This is a genomic window from Frankia sp. RB5, from assembly GCF_059816245.1.
The window spans coordinates 38,449-56,859 of record NZ_JCBATA010000017.1; the positions used below are offsets into that span (position 1 = coordinate 38,449).

Consider the following 18,411-nt stretch of genomic DNA (forward strand, 5'->3'; position numbering starts at 1 on the left):
GGTGCGTCAGGCCGGGGGGAGGGTCCAGCGTGGCGTCGGGTAGTCCGGCCGGGGCCGGGTCTGCGGCTGCTGGTGGGGCTGGAGCGGGGACCAGGATCGCGGCTCGGACTGGGGGCGCGGGTCGCGGTCGGTGACCGACTCGCCGGCGGCGTAGCTGAACTCGCCGGCCTGGCCGTATCGGGCGTCGATCCGTCCGGCGGACGCGCCGACGGGCTGGGCGGGCAGGTTCGGCCGGGTGCGGTCGTCCAGGTCGGTGCCCGGGCCGGGCCGGCGGTCGGTCCAGATCCGCTCACCGAGCAGGGTGAGCACGGCGGGCATCAGGATGACCCGGATCAGGGTGGCGTCGAGGAGGATCGCGGCGCCGAGGCCCACGCCGAGCTGCTTCATGCTGACCTGCGACAGCGTCGCGAAGATCGAGAACACCGCGACCATGATGACGGCCGCGCTGGTCACCACCCCGGCGCTGCGCCGCACGCCGACCGTCGCCGCCTCCCGCATGCTCAGGCCGTCCTCGCGGGCCTCCTTCACCCGGCTGAGCACGAAGACCTGGTAGTCCATGGACAGCCCGAACAGGATGACGAACAGCATCAGCGGCAGCCAGTTGGTCACCGCGCCGGTCGAGGTGTAGCCGAGCAGGCCATCGGCCCAGTGGTGCTGGAAGACGGCGACGAGCAGCCCGTAGGCGGCACCGACCGACAGCAGGTTCAGCCCGACGGCGACGGCGGCGACCAGCGCGTTGCGGAACGCGGCGAGCAGCAGCGCGAACGCCAGCACCATCACGAAGCCGATGACCAGCGGGGTGCGGGACTTCAGCTGGGCGTTGAAGTCGGCGGAGCCGGCGGTCATGCCGGTGACGTCGGCGCGCAGGTTCGGGACCTTCTTGACCGTCTCCGGGATCACGGTGCCGCGCAGCGTGTGCAGCGCCTTGATCGACTCGTCGTCCGTGCCGCTGCCGGCGAGCGGGATCGCGACCCGGGCCGCCTGACGGTCCGGGGTGAGCGTGACGGTGACCGGGTCGAACATCCGCCCGGAGGCGACCGCCCGGGTGCGCAGCGCGTCGATGGCCTGGGCGGCCGCCGGGCTGGTCACGGGGCTGCCGTCGGTGGTGGACACGACGACGACGGCGGGCACCTGACCGCCGGGGAAGGCCGCGGACAGCCGGTCGTACGTCTTCATGATCGGCAGGTTCTTGGGGATGTCGTCGACGCCGGGCTCGGCGGTGTGCATGCCGAGGGCGGGCAGGGCGAGCAGGAGCAGCAGGCCACCGGTGATCGCGGCGACCGGCGCGGGCCGGCGCAGCAGCCGTCCCATCACGCCCGGCCGGGCCAGGTGCCGCTGGTAGCTGCGGTGCCGGGCGGCCACCTCGTCCTGCGGCCCGAGCTCCGGCTCCCCGGCCGGCTGCGCGCCCCGGCGGCCACGGCGGCCCCGCCTCCCGGCCCGGCCGGCACCGACGCGCCGCCGCCACGGCAGGCGCAGCAGCTCCACCCGGTCGCCGAGCATCGACAGCAGCGCTGGCAGTGCGGTCAGCGACCCGAGGACCGCGACCAGAACCACGAGGATCGTGCCGATCGCGATCCCGCTGAACACCGACATGCCGGTGATGAGCAGCCCCGCCATGGACACGGCGACGGTGAGGCCGGAGGTGAGGATGGTGTGCCCGGACGTGTCCGCCGCGATCTGCAGAGCGCGCTGCGGCCCGTGCCCGGCGGCCCGCTCCTCGCGCTCCCGGCGGATGTAGAACAGCGCGTAGTCGACGCCGACCGCCAGGCCGATCAGCAGCATCACCGAGGTCGCGGTGTCGTTGGTGGGCAGCGCCTTGCTGATCAGCGCGACCAGGCCCAGCGAGCCGATGAACGCGGTCAGCGCCAGCCCCATCGGGATGACGGCGGCGACCACGGCGCCGAACACGGCCAGCAGGATGCCCAGGGTCAGCGGGATGGCGAGCAGCTCCGCGCGGTGGAAGTCCTTGCCGACGGTGTCGCCCAGCGCCTTGTCGGAGCTCGCGTCCCCGAACTGCTCGACGGACACGCCGGGATGGGCCTTCTGGACGGCCGCGGTGGCGTCGAGCGTCGGGTCGACGGAGGCGTGGTGGTCCTCATCGCCCTTCAGGTCGAACGTGAGCAGCACGGAGCGGCGGTCGTGGGAGACGAGCCCCGGATCGGTGGTGACGCCCTGGACGGGCAGCGGTGCGCGCATCCCGGTGGCGACCCCGCTGTCGCGGACCCGGGTGGTGATGTCGGCGAGGGCGGCGCGGATCTGTGGGTCGGCCAGCAGCGCCGCCTCGTCGGCGGCCGGGGTGCGCCGCTGGATGAGGATGTTCTCGCTGTCCGCGGCGACGAAGCCGTGGTCGTGCAGGGTGTGCTCCGCCCGGGCCTGCTCGCCGACGCCGTAGTCGTCGTTGCCCAGCTTGTCGGTGCCGGCGATGTTGCCGAGCACCATCGCCAGGGCGATCCCCACCAGCCAGCCGATGACCGCCAGCTTGCGGTGCCGGACGCTCCAGCGTGCCGCGCGGGCGGCCAGGTGCGTCGGGTGGTGGCTGCCCGGCGGATCGGGCGGCGAGCCGGATCCGGCCGTCTGACCTGGGGAAACTGGCGTCGTGCGAGGCGTCCTGGGCATGGAACGACGATCTCGTTCCAGCCGTTGAAGGTCACTGCGGCGGGCTACCGAGTTCCCCCTGCGGCCATCCGCCGACCTGCCGCTGTGGACATCCGCATGGCCGGGGTGGGGCTACCCCCACCCCGGCCGTGCGTTCCGCGCTCGCGGCCCGGGTCCCGCGGCACCGACCGACCGCGTGAGTGTCGCCGTCGGGTGCGCTCAGCCAGGGCCGAGGACGTCAGGCGGTGGCCAGGTAGTCCTTGAAGGAGATGCCGGTCAGCCGCTCGTAGGCCTCGACGTAGCGGGCCCGGGTGGCCTCGACGACGTCCTCGGGCAGCTCGGGGCCGGGCTCGGTGCGGTCCCAGCCGGTGCCGATCAGGTAGTCCCGGATGTACTGCTTGTCGAACGACGGCTGCGCGCCGCCCGGCGACCAGGTGTCCTCCGGCCAGAACCGCGAGGAGTCCGGGGTGAGCACCTCGTCGGCGAGGCGCAGCGTGCCCTCCGCGTCGTGGCCGAACTCGAACTTCGTGTCGGCGAGCAGAATGCCCCGCTCGGCGGCCAGGTCGGTGGCCCGCCCGAAGATCTGCAGGGTGAGCCGCTCCAGCTCGGCGGCGAGCTCGTCACCGATGCGCCCGGCGGCGTCGGCGCGGCTGATGTTCTCGTCGTGCTGGCCGATCGGCGCCTTCGTCGACGGCGTGTAGATCGGCGCGGGCAGGCGGCTGCCGTCCGCCAGCCCCGCGGGCAGCGGGTGGCCGCTGACGGCGCCGGTGCGCTGGTAGTCCTTCAGCCCGCTGCCGGTCAGGTAGCCGCGGGCGACGCACTCGATGAGCACCATGTCGAGGCGGCGGCACAGCATCGACCGCCCGCGCAGCTGCTCGGTGTACGGCGCGAGCTCCGCCGGGTACTCGTCGACGTTGGAGCTGATGACGTGCGACGGGACCAGGTCGGCGAGCTGGTCGAACCACCACAGCGACAGCCCGGTCAGCACGGCCCCCTTGTCGGGGATCTCGGTGGGCAGGACGACGTCGAACGCGGAGATCCGGTCGCTGGCGACCAGGAGCACGGCGTCGTCCCCCACGGCGAACAGCTCCCGGACCTTGCCGGAACCCAGGTGGGTGAGCCCGGCGAACTCCTCATGTGTCAGCGGCATGCCCCGACCGTACCCACCTGGGACAACGCCCGCCGCCCACTGCGCCACACGCCATGCGCCCGACATGCGGAACCGCTTCCCGCCCCCGAGCATGGTCCGCGTGGGCACCCCGAGCGACCCGGACGGCGGCGCCCGCGACCCCGCGCGTCCACCGGCCACCCCCGCGCCGCCTCCGCCGGCGCTGAGGCCCGCCGCGCCGCCTCCACCTGAACCGCATCCCCCTGTGTTGAGGCCCGCCGCCTCTGGGACCGACCTGCCTGGGACCGACCTGTCTGAGATCGCTGAGGCCACTGCTTCCCGCGGGTCGAACGGTCGGAGGCTCGGCGGTCGGGCGGAGCCCGGGATCTACGGGGTGGTTCTCACCGCCGGCCTGATCGCGGCGCAGGATCCCCGGCACGAGCCGCTCGCCAACATCGTCTCCGACGTGCTGGTCACGGTGGCAGTCTTCTGGCTCGCCCACGGCTACGCGCACGCGCTCGGGCGGCCGCTCGAACCGGCCATGATCGACACCGGGACGTCGCTGTCCGCGGCAGGGTCGTCCGCGCCGGCATCCTCCGCGCCGGGGTCGGCATCCCGGACGAGACCGGCGCGGTGGTCCGGGTTTGAGACCGCCCGAACGGCGCTGATGGCGAACTGGCCACTGGCTCGGGCCTGCTTGCTGCCGGTGCTGGCGCTCGTGCTGGCCCGGCTCGCCGGCGCCTCCGTCGACAACGCCCAGGAAGCGTCCCTGTGGACCTGTGTCGTCCTGCTCACCCTGTGGGGATACCGCGCCGGCCACGCCGCCGGTCTCACCCGCTGGCGCCTCGCCCGCTACACCACCGGCAGCGCGCTGCTCGGCATCATCCTCATCCTCCTCGAAGTCGCCATCCACTGACGCGGCGCCTGGCCACGTCGATGGCGACTGAGGCCCGACGGCTGACCCACGTTGATCCGGTCCGCTTCGCGGAGCTCGCGGCGGCAACTCCGTTACCCGAAGGACTGGCCGGTGGCTCCAGCACAGGAAAAGGGCCTGGACGCCGCCGACTACGACGCATGCAGGGACAGCTCCGACTACACGGCGGACTGAGCTCGACTCGGTCGGTCGACTGCTGGTCCAGGCCGGCCGGGGGCGCTGAGGACCTCCCCGCACAGGGTGCGGACCGTCTCCGGGCTCAGCGCCAGTCCTCTGATCGCGTAGTCGTGGATCGAGCCATAGGACATGTGGACCTGGTCCAGTGCGGCTCGCGCTGCGGATTCCGCGAGGTCCGGCAGTTGGTGCAGGAGCGCCGTGTGGCCGGGAAGCAGCGTGGCGAGTTCGTCCTGGACACCCGGGGACTCGAGGAAGGTTCGCCCGTGGTCCAGGAGATACCCGATCACGGAGTTCTCGTCGATATCCCGTCGGGGTGTCGTGGTGGTCGGCGGCGCCTTTCCGTCGGCGTGCCCGTCCGGGTGGCCTGGAGCAGGCTCTCCGGCGAACCGTGTGAGCGGTGTGCCGGCCGCCTTCCCGGCCGTCGGGCTGAGGACGAACGCCCGGGCAGCGTTGTCGATGACCTGCTCGAACTCGGCCGGCGTCCGGGGGACCTTCCCGGCCGGCGTCCGCAGGTCGAGGCCGCCGACGAAGGTGACCAGCTCGCCGATGGATGATCGAGTCGCCTTGTCGGTGAGGAGCCACGCTGGGATCGACTCCAGGGCGATATCGGCCAGGTCGCCGTTGTCCGCCGGGGAATGGCCGGAATGTCGGGTGGGGTGGGTCGCGACGGAATGCGGTCGCGTGCCCGCGACGGCCATCGTGGGCGCGGCGCCGAACGCGACCAGGGTTCCCGAAATCGCGATCGCGCTCAATGAGGCGACTGATCGGCCCCATGCGGACGAGGTAGTCATGATCATGCAGGTTAGGCGGTTTTCATAACTGCAGCAAGATCCTTCCTTTGGGTGGAGTTGGATTTTTTCAGATGGGCTTCGGCGGTCGCGGGAAATCAGCGCAAGGGCGGCTGAAATGGGTGAAGCGGGATTTTCCTCGTCAGAACGAGGGCGGCGGAACTCTGGAGATCGAATCCCGATGCGCAGGCTGATCCTGGGCCTGCCCCCCATCACGCCGACCGTGGTCCGGTACTCGTATCCGTTCACGGTGACGATGACGGCGGGCCGCCGGCCAGCCCCCAGGCGCTCGATCACATCGTCGGGCGCGACGATTCCGGTGTTGTTGGAACGGTCCGGTCGCCGTGATGGTGACCGCGCCGGACCGTTCCGCGGTGGGCCGGGTCAGGTGAGGACGGCGAGGGCGTCGAAGACGGGGCCTAGGCGTTCGGTGTAGCGGTCGGGGCGGCTGACGGCGTCGAGGCGGGCCTCGTCGAGGGGGAGGCCGCGGTCGGCGGCGTGCTTGCGCAGCGTCTCCCGGAACGGGACGGAGGTGCGCCAGGTGTCCATCGCCGCGGCCTGGGTGATGGCGTAGGCATCCTCGCGGGACAGGCCGGTCTCGACCAGTTCCAGCAGGACGGCCGAGGTGTAGACCAGCCCGCCGGTGGCGTCGAGGTTGGCGCGCATCCTCTCGACGTCGACGACCAGGCCGCGGACCAGCCGGGTGGTCAGCTGCAGCAGGTAGTCGACGCCGGCGGAGGCGTCCGGCAGGGCGACGCGCTCGGTGGACGAGTGGGAGATGTCCCGCTCGTGCCACAGCGGCACGCCCTCCAGCACGGGGACGTACTGGGCGCGGACGATCCGGGCGAGGCCGGCGATCCGCTCCGACATGATCGGGTTCTTCTTGTGCGGCATCGCGGAGGAACCCTTCTGCCCGGAGCCGAACGGCTCGGACAGCTCCCGGACCTCCGTGCGCTGACCGTGGCGCACCTCCAGCGCCACCGCCTCGCAGACGGTCGCCAGACCCGCGAGTGCGGCTACCCAGTTCGCGATGCCGTCGCGCAGCACCACCTGGGTCGCCACCGGCGTGGGGCGCAGCCCGAGGCGCTCGGCGACGTACGCCTCGACGTCCGGCTCGATGTTCGAGTACGTCCCGACCGCGCCGGAGATCTTGGCGAGCGCCACGTCGGCGCGGGCGGCGCGCAGCCGGTCGCGGCAGCGGGCCAGGCCGAACGCCAGGTCGGCGACCCGGTGGCCGAAGACGGTCGGCTCGCCGTGGATGCCGTGGGTCCGGCCGACGCGCAGGGTGCCGCGGTGCTCCAGGCCCAGGTCGCGCAGGGCCGCGACCAGCGTGTCCGCCTTCGCCAGCAGGATGTCGGTGGCCTCGACGAGCTGCAGCGCGAGCGCCGTGTCCAGCAGGTCCGACGACGTCATGCCGAAGTGGACGTAGGCGGCGGCCGAGCGCGGCTCGGTGCGGTCCGCCCAGGCGGTGAGGAAGGCGATCACGTCGTGCTGGGTGACGGCCTCCACCTCGGCGACGGCCTCGGGCGTCGGCGCGGGCGCGGCCCGGACCGGCTCCACAGAGTCGGCGGGGATCCGGCCGGCGGCGGCGTGCGCCTCCATGACCAGCACCTCGACCTGGCACCACAGCTCGTACTTGTGCGCCTCCGACCAGACCCGGCCCATCTCGGGCAGGGTGTACCGGCCGATCACTGACCCGCGCCGGCGCCGGCGGTCTCCGCGGCGAGCGCGGCGAGGCCCTCGGCGGCGTTGCGCTCGAAGTCGTCCTTGAACTCGGCGAGCCTCAGGCTCAGGTCCGGGTCGGACAGGGCGAGGATCTGGGTGGCGAGGATCGCCGCGTTCGTGGAGTTGTTCAGCCCGACGGTCGCGACCGGGACGCCGGGGGGCATCTGGGCGATGGCAAGCATCGAGTCCATGCCGTCGAGCGCCCCGCCGGAGATCGGCACGCCGATGACCGGCAGCGCGGTGAGGGCGGCGACCGCGCCGGGCAGCGCGGCGGCGAGACCGGCACCGGCGATGACGACCGAGATGCCGCGGGCGCGCAGCTGGCCGACGTAGTCGGCGAGGGTGCGCGGCGCGCGGTGCGCGGACAGCGAGACCTGCTCGTAGGGCACGCCGAAGCGTTCCAGGGTGGCGCCCGCCTTGCTCATCGTCTGGGCGTCCGACGGCGAACCGAACACGATGGCCACCCGGGCACGGTCGGTCCCGATGCTGCTCTGCGACACGCTCTGCTCCTTACTCCCTGTTGCCATACTTCCTGTTGCCTTACTGGCTGGTGCCTGTCCCGCTGGTGCACGTCCTGCCGGTGCACGTCCTGCCGGTGCACGTCCTGCCGGTGCGCGCCGCCTGGCCGGTGCGGCGTCCCGTCGTCCGCCGGGCCGCGCTGGTGCCGCCGGGCGGCTAGTGCCGCGGCGGGCCGTCCCCGGGCGCGGAGTCCGCGCGGCGCACGTCGGCCGCGTGGCGCATCCGCGCCGGATCGCCGATGTCGGTGCGGTAGTGCGCACCGGCCAGCGAGATCCGGCTGATGGCCTCGTAGGCAGATCCTCGCGCGGACTCCAGGTTGGAGCCGATCGCCGTGACGGACAGCACGCGGCCCCCGGCCGACACGATCCTGCCATCGATGTCCCGCCTGGTCCCGGCATGCAGGACATCGACACCGGTGAGCGACCCGGCGGCGGCGAGCCCGAGGATCGGATCCCCCAGTCGCGGTGACGCCGGGTAGCCGTGGGCGGCCATGACAACGGTGATCGCCGCCCCCGAGCGGAACCTGGGCTGCGACCGCCCGGTCAGCACGTCGGTCAGGGGAGTGGCGAGCAGGGCGAGGATCGCCTGCGTCTCCGGATCGCCGAAGCGGACGTTGAACTCGATCACGCGGGGGCCACGGGTGGTCAGCGCGAGCCCGGCGTACAGCAGTCCGCTGAACGGTGTGCCGCGCCGGGCCATCTCGTCGACCGTCGGGCGGATCACCGTGGAGACGATCTCCGCCGCCAGGCCGTGCGACGCCCACGGCAGGGGCGCGTAGGCACCCATCCCGCCGGTGTTCGGGCCGGTGTCGCCGTCGCCGACCCGCTTGTGGTCCTGCGCGGGCAGCAGCGGCAGGATCGCGCCGGCCTCGGTGACCACCGCGAACAGCGACACCTCCGGCCCGTCGAGGTACTCCTCCAGGACCACCCGGTCGTCCGGTCCGTGCAGGCTCGCCCGCACCGCCTCGACCGCGGCCTCGCGGTCCTCGGTGACGGTGACGCCCTTGCCGGCGGCCAGCCCGTCGTACTTCACGACGTACGGGGGGCCGAAGGTGTCCAGGTCGGCGAGCGCCGGCTCGATCTCGGTGTGATCACGGGCGGCCGCGGTGGGCACCCCGGCGGCGCGCATCACCTGTTTGGCGAACGCCTTGCTGCCCTCCAGTCGGGCGGCGGCCGCACTCGGGCCGAACACCGCCAGGCCGCGGGCCCGCAGCTCGTCCGCGGCGCCGGCGACCAGCGGCACCTCCGGACCGATCACGGTGAGGTCCGCGCCGACCCGCTCGGCGAGCACCGCGACGGAGTCGGGATCGGCGACGTCGAGTGGGTACGGCTCGGCGAGCTCGGCGGTGCCGGCGTTGCCGGGCGCGCACACCAGCGCGTCCACCCGCGGGTCGCGGGCGAGCGCCCGGCACAGCGCGTGCTCGCGTCCGCCGGAGCCGACGACCAGGACCTTCATCTCGTTCACCTCGGGACGCAGACGGGGGCGGCGCGGCGCGCGCGATGTCGGCCGACCGGTTCGGCTCGACCGTGCCGACGACCGGCACCGCGCGTGACCGGATCGGCGTGCTGCCAGGGGTGGGCGGGAACCGTCCCGGCCGTCACCGCGGGTCGACGGCGCGCGGCGCCGAGGCCGGGCGCGACGAGGATACCGGCGACGGAGAACCCGACGGGCGGTCCGATACCGCGGGCACCGCCGGACGGCACCGGAGGTGGCGGGGGCCGAGTCGGGTCACGGTCCCAGAGTAGCGCGCGCGCTGATCATCATGTGGTGCGTCCCGGTTCCGCCCGCGTCACCCGGCATGCCGGCCGGCGGTGCGGCTCAGAGACCGACGCCGGCGCGCCAGAGCAGGTGGGCCATGCCGTGGACGAGCTGCAGCGCGCAGCGGCGCGCGTCCACCTCGGCCATCTCGGCGACGATCGCCGCCGCGTCCACCGGCCAGACCCGGACCTCCCGGCCGAGCACGGTCAGCGGCGCCGGGTCGTCCCGGCCCTCGAAGGCCCGCCCGCCCGGCTCGACGAACAGGTGCAGCGACCGGCCGGCGACCGGGAAGGACTCGCACCGCCAGTACAGCAGCGGCCAGGCCTGGAGCCGTTCGCGCCGGTGCGGGCGGCGCCGGCGGGCCGCGCCGTGGTCGTCCACGCCGGGGCGGACCGCCCGCCGGTCGAGCCCGTCCCGCTCGCCCCTGCCGTCCGGACCGCCGTGACCGGGCCGGCGGTCATGACCGCCGCGACCGTCGGAACCGCCTCGCCGGCCATGCCGGCCGCGCCCGGCTCGCCCGTCCGGGCCAGGACCGTCGGCGTCCTGCTCGGGCCACTCGTCCCGGGGCGCGGTCTCGGCCCGCAGGTGCGCGTCGATGCCGGGCAGCGGATGGTCGGCGTATCGGCTGGCGGCCGACCGGCGCGAGCGTGCGGAGCTGGCACGCACGGTGACCGGTGGGGTGAGGTGCTCGGCCGCGCAGAAGTCGAGGAAGTCGCGGATCTGGGCGTCGACGTGATGGGCGACGGCGGCCGCGCGTTCCAGCCGCTGCGCCTCGGCGCGCTTCGAGCTGCGGATGGCGTGGCTGCCGCGCAGCAGCACGTCGGTCAGCGTGTCGGGCAGCGCCTCGCCGGTCGGGGAGAACCCGACGTGCCAGGCGTCGGAGTCGGTCGGGCGCAGGAAGCGATGGCGCACCGCCGGCGCCAGCAGCGCGGGCCGGGACTCGACCGGCGCGGACACCGGCGCGGCGGGCCCGGAGCCGGGCCCTGGCGCGGAACCGGACGTGGACAGCGGCGGCACCTGGCCGGGCACGGAGCGATCGTCGCCGGATGGCCGGGAGCCGGCATCGGCCACCGTCCTCACCCCCCACCCGCTCTTGCAGTGTGTGACCATCCAAGCCTGGATGGTAACTCTGCGTAACGCAAGTGGGGGCGGGACGTGCCTGGGCCTACACCAGTTCGTTGATGACCAGGGTCTGGTCCCGGCCAGGGCCGACGCCGATCGCCGAGACCGGCGCGCCGGACAACTCCTCGAGCGCCCTGATGTAGTCCTTCGCCGCCGCCGGCAGGTCGGCGTACGAGCGCACGCCGGAGAGGTCCTCGTGCCAGCCGGGCAGCTCGGTGTAGATCGGCTTGGCGTGGTGGAACTCGGTCTGGGTCATCGGCATCTCGTCGACGCGCTCGCCGCCGATGTCGTAGCCGACGCAGATCGGCACCCGGTCGAAGCCGGACAGCACGTCCAGCTTGGTGAGGAACAGGTCGGTCACGCCGTTGACCCGCACGGCGTAGCGGGCGATCACCGCGTCGAACCAGCCGGTGCGCCGGGAGCGGCCGGTCGTCACGCCGAACTCGCCGCCGATGCGGCGCAGCTCCTCGCCGACCTTGTCGTCGAGCTCGGTGGGGAAGGGCCCCGCGCCCACCCGGGTGGTGTACGCCTTGATGATGCCGATCACCCGATTGATCTTCGTGGGGCCGATGCCGGCGCCGGTCGCCGCGTAGCCGGCGGTCGGGTTCGACGAGGTCACGAACGGGTAGGTGCCGTGGTCGACGTCGAGCAGCGTGCCCTGCGAGCCCTCCAGCAACACGACCTGGCCGGAGCGCAGCGCCTTGTCCAGGACCAGGCCGGTGTCGGCGATGTGCGGGCCGAGGCGCTTGGCGTAACCGGCGTACTCCTCGCACACCTCGTCGAGCTCGATCCGGCGCCGGTTGTAGACCTTCGCCAGGACCTGGTTCTTCTCCCGCAGCACGAGTTCGAGCTTCTTGCGGAAGATGCCCGGGTCGAGCAGGTCCTGCACCCGGATGCCGGTGCGAGCGACCTTGTCCCCGTAGGTCGGGCCGATGCCGCGGCCGGTGGTGCCGATGCGGGACTTGCCGAGGTAACGCTCGATCACCCGGTCCAGCGCCCGGTGGTGCGGCATGATCAGATGCGCGTTGGCGCTGATCAGCAGCCGGGACACGTCGATCCCGCGGGCGGCCAGCCCGTCCATCTCGCTGAGCAGGACGCCCGGGTCGATGACGACGCCGTTGCCGATCACCGGCACGCAGTCGGCGCGCAGGATGCCACTGGGAATCAGGTGCAGCGCGTAGTGCTCCTCCCCGATGACCACCGTGTGACCGGCGTTGTTGCCGCCCTGGTAACGGACGACGTAGTCGACGGCGCCGCCGAGGAGGTCGGTCGCCTTTCCTTTTCCCTCGTCGCCCCACTGGGCGCCGATGAGGACTAGAGCAGGCACCGGGCGAGGTTACTAGGGATGACCGCCGGGTGTGGCCGGTGCGCGGATCCTTGTGCGTACGCAGCCGCAGGCCGGACCGCCTTGCTCACGCTGAGCCCGGGTTGCGGTCACTCACCGCGGCAACGGTCACGCCGCGCGGCGGCCTTCGCGCGCCCACGTGGCGCGGGTCGCCGAAGGCGTCCTCAGGCGTCGAGGCCGAGTTCGCGGGCCGCGGCCGGATCGCTGTCGGCCAGGAAGGCACGGCAGCGGTCGGCCTCCTCGGACTCGCCGATGGCGCCGGCGGCCCGGGCGAGCGCGGCGAGCGCGCGCAGGAAGCCGCGGTTCGGCTCGTGCGACCAGGGGATCGGGCCGGTGCCCCGCCAGCCGGCCCGGCGCAGCGCGTCGAGCCCGCGGTGATAGCCCGTGCGCGCGTACGCGTAGGCCTCGACGGGACGGTCCGCTTCCAGCGCCTGCTCGGCGAGCGCGGCCCAGGGTGCGCTCAGCGCCGGCGCCGCCGCGGCGACGCTCACCGGCGCCTCGCCCGCCGCGAGCGCGCCGGTGGCCGTGGCGTCCGAGGGCAGCAGCGTCGGGGGTGGCCCGGAGAACAGGTTGCGGCCCTGGCCAGGCTCGGACGACGTCGTCATGGGGTCATCCTGCCGCATGGGCGGTGACGGGCCGCATCGGGGGCGTCCCGTGCGGTGCCGTCAGGAGCGGACGCTGGCGTTCCAGAGGCTCTGGCCCACGGCGCCGGGCTGGCCGTCGTCGACCCGGGTCAGGTACCCGTAGAGCGCGGCGATGCCCTGCGACTGCGGGCCGAACTTGCCGTCGACGGTGAGCACGAAGCCCTTGTTGCGCATCGCGGCCTGCCAGACGAACGCGTCCGGGCGGACGTCGTCGCCGTACTGGGCGGACAGGACGGTGCCCTTGTAGGAGTTGTCGCCCATCTCCTGGCGGGCGCGATCCAGCGTCATCGGCGGCTCGGCCGGAGTGATGGCCTGCTCGATGACGTCGCCGCCCGAGCCGACGGAGGCCGGACCATTGTTGACGAGGCCCATCTTGCGAGAACAGGACGGCCAGGGCGACCAGCCTCGGGAGTTGTACAGCTTGGCGGCGGCCGCGTCCTGGGTGGCCGGCGCTGCCTGGTGCGGGAGGCCGGAGTAGCCGAGCCCGTGCCATGTCTGGGAGTCGAACTGGTAGGCACCGTAGAACCCGTTGCCGGTGTTGATGGAGTAGTTGCCGCCGGACTCACACTGTCGGAGCTTCGAGAAGTCATCCGCGGTGGCGGCCCCGGCGGGGGCCGCGGCGACCGTGCTGACCGCGAGCCCGCTGCCGACGATGGCCGTCACCGCACCGGTGGTGCGCAGAATGCGGCTCGCGGCCGAAGGAGCCTGCGGAGCCCGGTGTCTGCCTCCACGCCGACCTGACGGCATGCCAGTCCAATCCCGTTCGCCTGCGGGGTGAGCTGTCGGGTGCGGGCTGGGATGGCCCGGCCGGACCGGCCGCGGGTCTTCGGTGGCGGGATAACGATCTCCCCATCGAAAACGCTGGGTCGAGCCGACTTAACCCCGAGGACGTCCGAGGACGTCCGGATGGTGGGTCCCCCACTCCTGCCCTCTGCGGTGCGTTCTCGTGCGAGCCGCCTGGCCGGTGGGCAGGACTCGGCGTCCGTCCGGGCAGCCTCGCCGGGATGGCGAGTGATCGGCACTCTAGCGATACCGGCGCAGGGCACGCAAACCGGGGTGGTTCGGAGTAACCAGATGGGACGCGCAAACTGCGGGGCCCGGGGGTGCCGCCCCGCCGGGCGGCGCGGGTGTGCCCGGCGGCGCCGGCGGGCACGGGGTGGAGCGGGAGTGGCGCGGGTGCCGGCGTCGGGCAGGTGACGCCGGCCCGACCGGCCCGTTTCTCCACATGGCGCTGCGCTGCGCCGGGCGGCGGCGTGGGCCGGTCGGTTCGAGCGGAAGTGCCCCCCTGCCCGGTGCACCGGGTGGGGAACGTCGGTCCGGGGCCAGGACGCGCGTCCCCGCGTCGGCGGCCGGGTGGACCTGATGGATGGGGTGCCGCCCGGCGGCGCGCCGACCGGTCGAACGGGCGCGCTCGCGTGGCGTGGGACTCAGCCGAAGGTGGCGTGCCAGGTCGCCGGGCCGACGATGCCGTCGACGTGAAGACCCTTGGCGGTCTGCAGGGCGCGGGCGGCGGCGGCGGAACGTGGGCCGTAGTGGCCGTCCACGGCGATCGGATAGCCCAGCTGGCTCATCCGGGTCTGCCAGGCGCTCACGTCGGCGCGGTTCTGGCGGACCAGCGCGGTGGTGAGGTTGCGGGTGAAGTTCGGGCTGGTCGCCGCCGCGGGGGCCACGGTGAGCCCGCTGCGCTGCGCCGAGCGGGAGGCCTGCGCCGCGCCGCCCGAGGACGATCCACCCGCGAGCTGGTCGGCGCCCATGCCACGGCCGCAGACCGGCCACTGCCCGAAGCCGGAGCGCTGGGCGAGGCGCAGCGCGGCCTCGTCCTGGACGGCCGGCGCCGCCTGGTGCGGCAGCCCGGAGTAGCCCAGGCTGCGCCAGGTGCCGGCCGAGAACTGGTAGGCACCGTAGTAGCTGTTTCCGGTGTTCGTCGTGTAGTCACCGCCGGACTCGCACTGCCGCAAACCTGCCCAGGTGGTGGCGGCCTCCGCCGGCTGGCTGACGACGATGGAGCCGCCTACCGCCGCCGCGAGGACCGGAGCCACCATGAGGGCCCTCGTCCGGAGGCGGGTTCCGGCGCTCCATTGTCGGCCACTGGTACGTGCGTCGGACATGTGTTTGTGGTCCTTCCCCACGCCTGCGAGGTGAGCTGTCGGATTCGGGCTGGGAACTGCCCGGCCATGCCAGGGATTTCCTGGGGACGTGTGGTCGCACCGAATCACGGTCCGGTGCCCGTCGCTCACGGCTTCACCCCGAGAGCATCGAATCCTTTCGATGCTCGGAGATGGTTCCCCCGTTCCTGCCGCCTGTGGGTGAGAAATCGTCGACCGGGGGCAGGATTCGGCGTGCCGCCCGACGAATGCCGCACGTTGTTGAGCGGCACGGCGAAGACCATAACCACGCCGCCCGGCGAGTCGCCAAGCATTGAATAGGGCGCGTGAAAAAGAGCACAGTCGGCGCGCCTGCTTGAGGGGGCCATGGTGCGGCTGGTATCGCGCGTGCGCGCCCGCTCATCAACCTGGCGGCATGGCGGAGAGTGGCATTTGTACGCGCCTGATCACCCTGCTTGCCGATGGGTTATGACAAGCGGAGCGTGGTGAAGCGCACTGAATGCGTGACATGGAGGTGCTGGTGCTTGCTGGGGTCCGCGACGGCTTCTGGGAGAGATGACCCGTTACGTCGCTTCGTCCCGTTCAGCCTACCTGTGTGAGAAAAGCAACGGAAATCGGGTCGCTACTTACATTGGTGTCGTTTGGCGACCCCCTGTGTCCAGCTGAGTGCACACAGTGGCATCGGGCGCAGGAGGTGCGGGGATAGGACCAGATGCCCTCCTTGGGAGTCCGATGGTCCTGTGGGCGGAACGTCTGGGACGTGACGGTTGATCTGCAGGAAACGTGCTGGTCATGAGCGTGAACCGCCATCGGACCCGGAGTGGACCACTCGGCGAGAAACAGTGGTCCCCCAGTCGCGGCGTGCGGCTGGGGGACCGAGAGGGGCGCGCATCATATGGGACGCCGGCAGGTTCCGGGGCGTGGCGAACGGGGTCCGATGTCCGTTACGTGTGGGCTGACCGGGTGCGGGACGGGCGTCCCGCCGGGAGAACCCGGGCGGGCCCCGAATCGGCGCAGGGAACGCGAGAAGCGGTCCGTGCGCCCATCGGCGGCCGGCGTGTGGGGGTGGCCCGGCGAAATGCTCGTCCCGCGTCAGGCCGACCTGGCCTGACGCGGTCGGATCGGTCCGGACGGTGAACCCGGTGGCCTCCCGGCGGGGGACGGCCGGCCGGGCGGCCGACGGTCCTCCTCCGGGTCGTGACGGTTCCGATGGTTCATGTCCGGCGAGTGCCAGGGAGCGCGTGGCGTCGGAGTCTTCCCGCGCCCGCGCCTCCCGTCCCGGTGGTGTGTCTTCCGGGGACTGTGCCTTCCGGTGTCTTCCGGTGCCTCTAGGCCTTGCCGAGTGCGCGCCCGGCCGAGCGGAGGTCCTCGCAGGCCTGCGCCACGCGGTCCGCCATGCCCTTTTCAGCGAGCTTTCCGTAGGTGCGCGGGTCGTACGCCTTCTTCACGCCGACCTCGCCGTCCACCTTGAGAACACCGTCGTAGTTCCTGAAGGTGTGGTCCACGATGGGGCGAGTAAATGCGTACTGGGTGTCGGTGTCCACGTTCATCTTGACGACGCCGTAGTCCAGTGTTTCCCGGATCTCGCTGAGGTCCGAGCCGCTGCCGCCGTGGAAGACGAGGTCGAACGGCTTCGCCCCGGCCGGCAGGCCGAGCTTCTGGGCGACGTGCTCCTGGCCGTCGCGCAGAATCGTCGGCCGGAGTTTCACGTTGCCCGGCTTGTAGACGCCGTGCACGTTGCCGAACGTGGCGGCCAGCAGGTAGCGGCCCTTGTCCCCGGAGCCGAGGACCTCGGCCGTCCGCCACATGTCACCGGGCGTGGTGTAGAGCTTCTCGTCGATCGCGCCGACGACGCCGTCCTCCTCGCCGCCGACGACACCGATCTCGACCTCGAGGACGATGCGCGCGGCGGTCGCGTCGGCGAGCAGCTCCTCGGCGATCTTGAGGTTCTCCTCGAGCTCCACCGCGGAGCCGTCCCACATGTGCGACTGGAACAGCGGGTCGCGGCCGGCGGCGACGCGATCCTTCGAGATGGCGATCAGCGGCCGGATGTAGGTGTCGAGCTTGTCGGCCGGGCAGTGGTCGGTGTGCAGGGCGATGTTGACCGGGTAGGCCTTCGCCACGTGGTGGGCGAACTCGGCCAGCGCCTCGGCACCGAGCACCATGTTCTTCACCGTGGAACCGGACAGGTACTCGGCACCGCCGGTGGACACCTGCACGATGCCGTCGCTGCCCGCCTCGGCGAATCCCCGCAGGGCGGCGTTCAGGGTCTGCGACGACGTGACGTTGATCGCGGGATAGGCGAAGGACTCCGACTTCGCCCGGTCGAGCATTTCGGCGTAGATCTCTGGCGTGGCGATGGGCATCGTGGGGCTCCTTGTCGAAGCTGTCGGGGCGCCGATCAGCCATGTACGGCGGCGCAGTACAACCCGATCGGGCCGAAGCCCGCCGTCGGACTGTTGGTGGGCGAAGGGTATGACGGCCGGCGTCGTTCGGGTGCTCGGATGCGGCGGACGTCGCCGGGCAATCTGCCGGCACCGCGCCGAGCCGCCGGTCACGGACCCATGACCCGGCGGGGTGGCCCGCGGGGAGCATGCCGGGGATGGCCCGTCGTGGCCGGCCCGGCTCCGGCGGGGCGTGGTCCGTGACCGCGTCGCGGCGCGGCGGTGATCCCCGCACGGACGGATCGCCCGGCACACTGGAGGGGTGGATGTGGCCAGCCTGTCCGGGACGACCCTCTACGCCGTACTGTTCGCGGTGATCTTCATCGAGAGCGGGGTCCTGGTCGGCTTCTGGCTGCCCGGGGACACGATCCTGTTCGCCGCCGGCCTGGTCGCGGCGGACGGTGACGCCGGCGTCTCCATCTACGTCCTGTGCGTCGGGGTCGCCATCGCCGCGAGCCTCGGTGCGATGGCGGGCTACTACACCGGGGTTCGGCTGGGCCGGCCCTACCTGGAGCGGCGGCATGCCTCCGCCCTGGCCCGCACGGAGCAGTTCTACGGGCGGTACGGCTCGGTCACCCTCATCGTCGCGCGCTTCGTGCCCTGGGCGCGTACCTTCGCCCCGGTACTCGCCGGAGCGGTGGCGATGCCGTGGTACCGCTTCCTCGCCGCGGTCGTGTCCGGTGCGCTGGTCTGGGGTACCGGCCTGATCCTGCTGGGCTACCTGGCGTCGGCGATCCCCGGGCTGCGTGACGCCGCCGGCTGGCTCGCCGCGGTGGTGGTGGTCGTCTCCGTCGTGGCCGGAGTGGGCGGTGAGCTGCTGCGCCGCCATCGCTCCCGGCACGAGGCCGGAGATCCCGGTACTGACGGGACGGCCGTCGGCGAGGGCGGATAGGCCCGGGCGAGGCCGGTCCGGTGAGCGCGAGGCCGGTCCGGCGGGGCGGTGGTGGGTAAGAGGGGCGCTTCCGGGCGTCGGCCGTGACCCGGTCGCCGGGCCGCTGGGCGTCGTCCCCGCGTGTCTCCCGCCGTCGGTCCGGTGAGTGGACGGCCCGATCGGGGGGTCCCCGGGTAGCCTGCACCGCGTGATCATACGATCGCATCAGGCGAGAACGTTATGGTGGCTGGCCATTTTGGGCTACCACTGACTAGC

Annotated in this window: 15 protein-coding genes and 1 riboswitch; of the genes, 3 read left to right on the top strand and 12 right to left on the bottom strand. The window is 72.7% G+C overall.

Going from position 1 to position 18,411, the window contains the following annotated elements:
• Window positions 1–6: 6 nt before the first annotated feature.
• Together AC6EXY_RS11140 and AC6EXY_RS11145 are read right to left on the bottom strand one after the other, a co-directional pair.
• Window positions 7–2,616, bottom strand: coding sequence for an MMPL family transporter (locus AC6EXY_RS11140; protein ID WP_243407207.1), 2,610 nt, complete (start codon window positions 2,614–2,616; stop codon window positions 7–9).
• A gap of 217 nt (window positions 2,617–2,833) precedes the next feature.
• The gene (locus tag AC6EXY_RS11145) at window positions 2,834–3,745 is read right to left on the bottom strand and encodes a phosphoribosylaminoimidazolesuccinocarboxamide synthase (RefSeq protein WP_101830354.1); all 912 of its coding nucleotides are present in this window, start codon (window positions 3,743–3,745) and stop codon (window positions 2,834–2,836) included.
• Between the two features lie 352 nt (window positions 3,746–4,097).
• On the opposite strand from AC6EXY_RS11145, the gene AC6EXY_RS11150 reads away from it, so the two are divergent.
• The gene (locus AC6EXY_RS11150) at window positions 4,098–4,619 is read left to right on the top strand and encodes a hypothetical protein (RefSeq protein WP_165818235.1); all 522 of its coding nucleotides are present in this window, start codon (window positions 4,098–4,100) and stop codon (window positions 4,617–4,619) included.
• Between the two features lie 176 nt (window positions 4,620–4,795).
• On the opposite strand, the gene AC6EXY_RS11155 is transcribed toward AC6EXY_RS11150, so the two are convergent.
• From AC6EXY_RS11155 to purE, 3 genes are all read right to left on the bottom strand, one after another.
• Window positions 4,796–5,899 carry a hypothetical protein gene (locus AC6EXY_RS11155; protein WP_207770170.1) on the bottom strand — a complete coding sequence of 368 codons (1,104 nt, stop codon included), beginning with the start codon at window positions 5,897–5,899 and terminating at the stop codon, window positions 4,796–4,798.
• 87 nt (window positions 5,900–5,986) lie between these two features.
• Entirely contained in the window at window positions 5,987–7,294 is a 1,308-nt protein-coding gene (purB, locus tag AC6EXY_RS11160) for an adenylosuccinate lyase (RefSeq protein ID WP_101830351.1), read from the bottom strand.
• Window positions 7,291–7,827 (bottom strand): 5-(carboxyamino)imidazole ribonucleotide mutase, encoded by a 537-nt coding sequence (purE, locus tag AC6EXY_RS11165; protein WP_101830350.1) that lies wholly within the window; start codon window positions 7,825–7,827, stop codon window positions 7,291–7,293. The genes purB and purE overlap by 4 nt, the downstream gene beginning before the upstream one ends.
• Window positions 7,828–7,877: 50 nt before the next feature.
• Between purE and AC6EXY_RS11170 the strand changes: the two genes are divergently transcribed.
• The gene (locus AC6EXY_RS11170; protein ID WP_499817311.1) at window positions 7,878–8,006 is read left to right on the top strand and encodes a hypothetical protein; all 129 of its coding nucleotides are present in this window, start codon (window positions 7,878–7,880) and stop codon (window positions 8,004–8,006) included.
• On the opposite strand, the gene purD is transcribed toward AC6EXY_RS11170, so the two are convergent.
• From purD to fbaA, 7 genes are all read right to left on the bottom strand, one after another.
• A complete protein-coding gene (gene purD, locus AC6EXY_RS11175) occupies window positions 8,003–9,301 on the bottom strand; it encodes a phosphoribosylamine--glycine ligase (protein ID WP_101830349.1) in 1,299 nt (432 codons plus the stop codon). The genes AC6EXY_RS11170 and purD overlap by 4 nt on opposite strands.
• Window positions 9,302–9,664: 363 nt before the next feature.
• Window positions 9,665–10,675 (bottom strand): hypothetical protein, encoded by a 1,011-nt coding sequence (locus AC6EXY_RS11180; protein WP_101830347.1) that lies wholly within the window; start codon window positions 10,673–10,675, stop codon window positions 9,665–9,667.
• A gap of 94 nt (window positions 10,676–10,769) precedes the next feature.
• Window positions 10,770–12,053: an adenylosuccinate synthase gene (locus AC6EXY_RS11185; protein WP_101830346.1), complete on the bottom strand. Its 1,284-nt coding sequence runs from the start codon at window positions 12,051–12,053 to the stop codon at window positions 10,770–10,772.
• Between the two features lie 182 nt (window positions 12,054–12,235).
• Window positions 12,236–12,676 (bottom strand): DUF3151 domain-containing protein, encoded by a 441-nt coding sequence (locus AC6EXY_RS11190; protein ID WP_101830345.1) that lies wholly within the window; start codon window positions 12,674–12,676, stop codon window positions 12,236–12,238.
• Between the two features lie 60 nt (window positions 12,677–12,736).
• Window positions 12,737–13,462, bottom strand: a complete 726-nt coding sequence (locus AC6EXY_RS11195) for a transglycosylase family protein (RefSeq protein WP_499817312.1) — start codon at window positions 13,460–13,462, stop codon at window positions 12,737–12,739.
• Between the two features lie 680 nt (window positions 13,463–14,142).
• Window positions 14,143–14,823 carry a transglycosylase family protein gene (locus tag AC6EXY_RS11200; RefSeq protein ID WP_101830343.1) on the bottom strand — a complete coding sequence of 227 codons (681 nt, stop codon included), beginning with the start codon at window positions 14,821–14,823 and terminating at the stop codon, window positions 14,143–14,145.
• A gap of 7 nt (window positions 14,824–14,830) precedes the next feature.
• A riboswitch (cyclic di-AMP (ydaO/yuaA leader) is annotated at window positions 14,831–15,045 on the bottom strand.
• Between the two features lie 1,103 nt (window positions 15,046–16,148).
• Window positions 16,149–17,186, bottom strand: a complete 1,038-nt coding sequence (gene fbaA / locus AC6EXY_RS11205; RefSeq protein WP_101830342.1) for a class II fructose-bisphosphate aldolase — start codon at window positions 17,184–17,186, stop codon at window positions 16,149–16,151.
• Window positions 17,187–17,532: 346 nt separating this feature from the next.
• Here fbaA and AC6EXY_RS11210 point away from each other — a divergent pair, with 346 nt between their 5' ends.
• Window positions 17,533–18,156 (top strand): DedA family protein, encoded by a 624-nt coding sequence (locus AC6EXY_RS11210; protein ID WP_341477187.1) that lies wholly within the window; start codon window positions 17,533–17,535, stop codon window positions 18,154–18,156.
• Window positions 18,157–18,411: the final 255 nt, after the last annotated feature.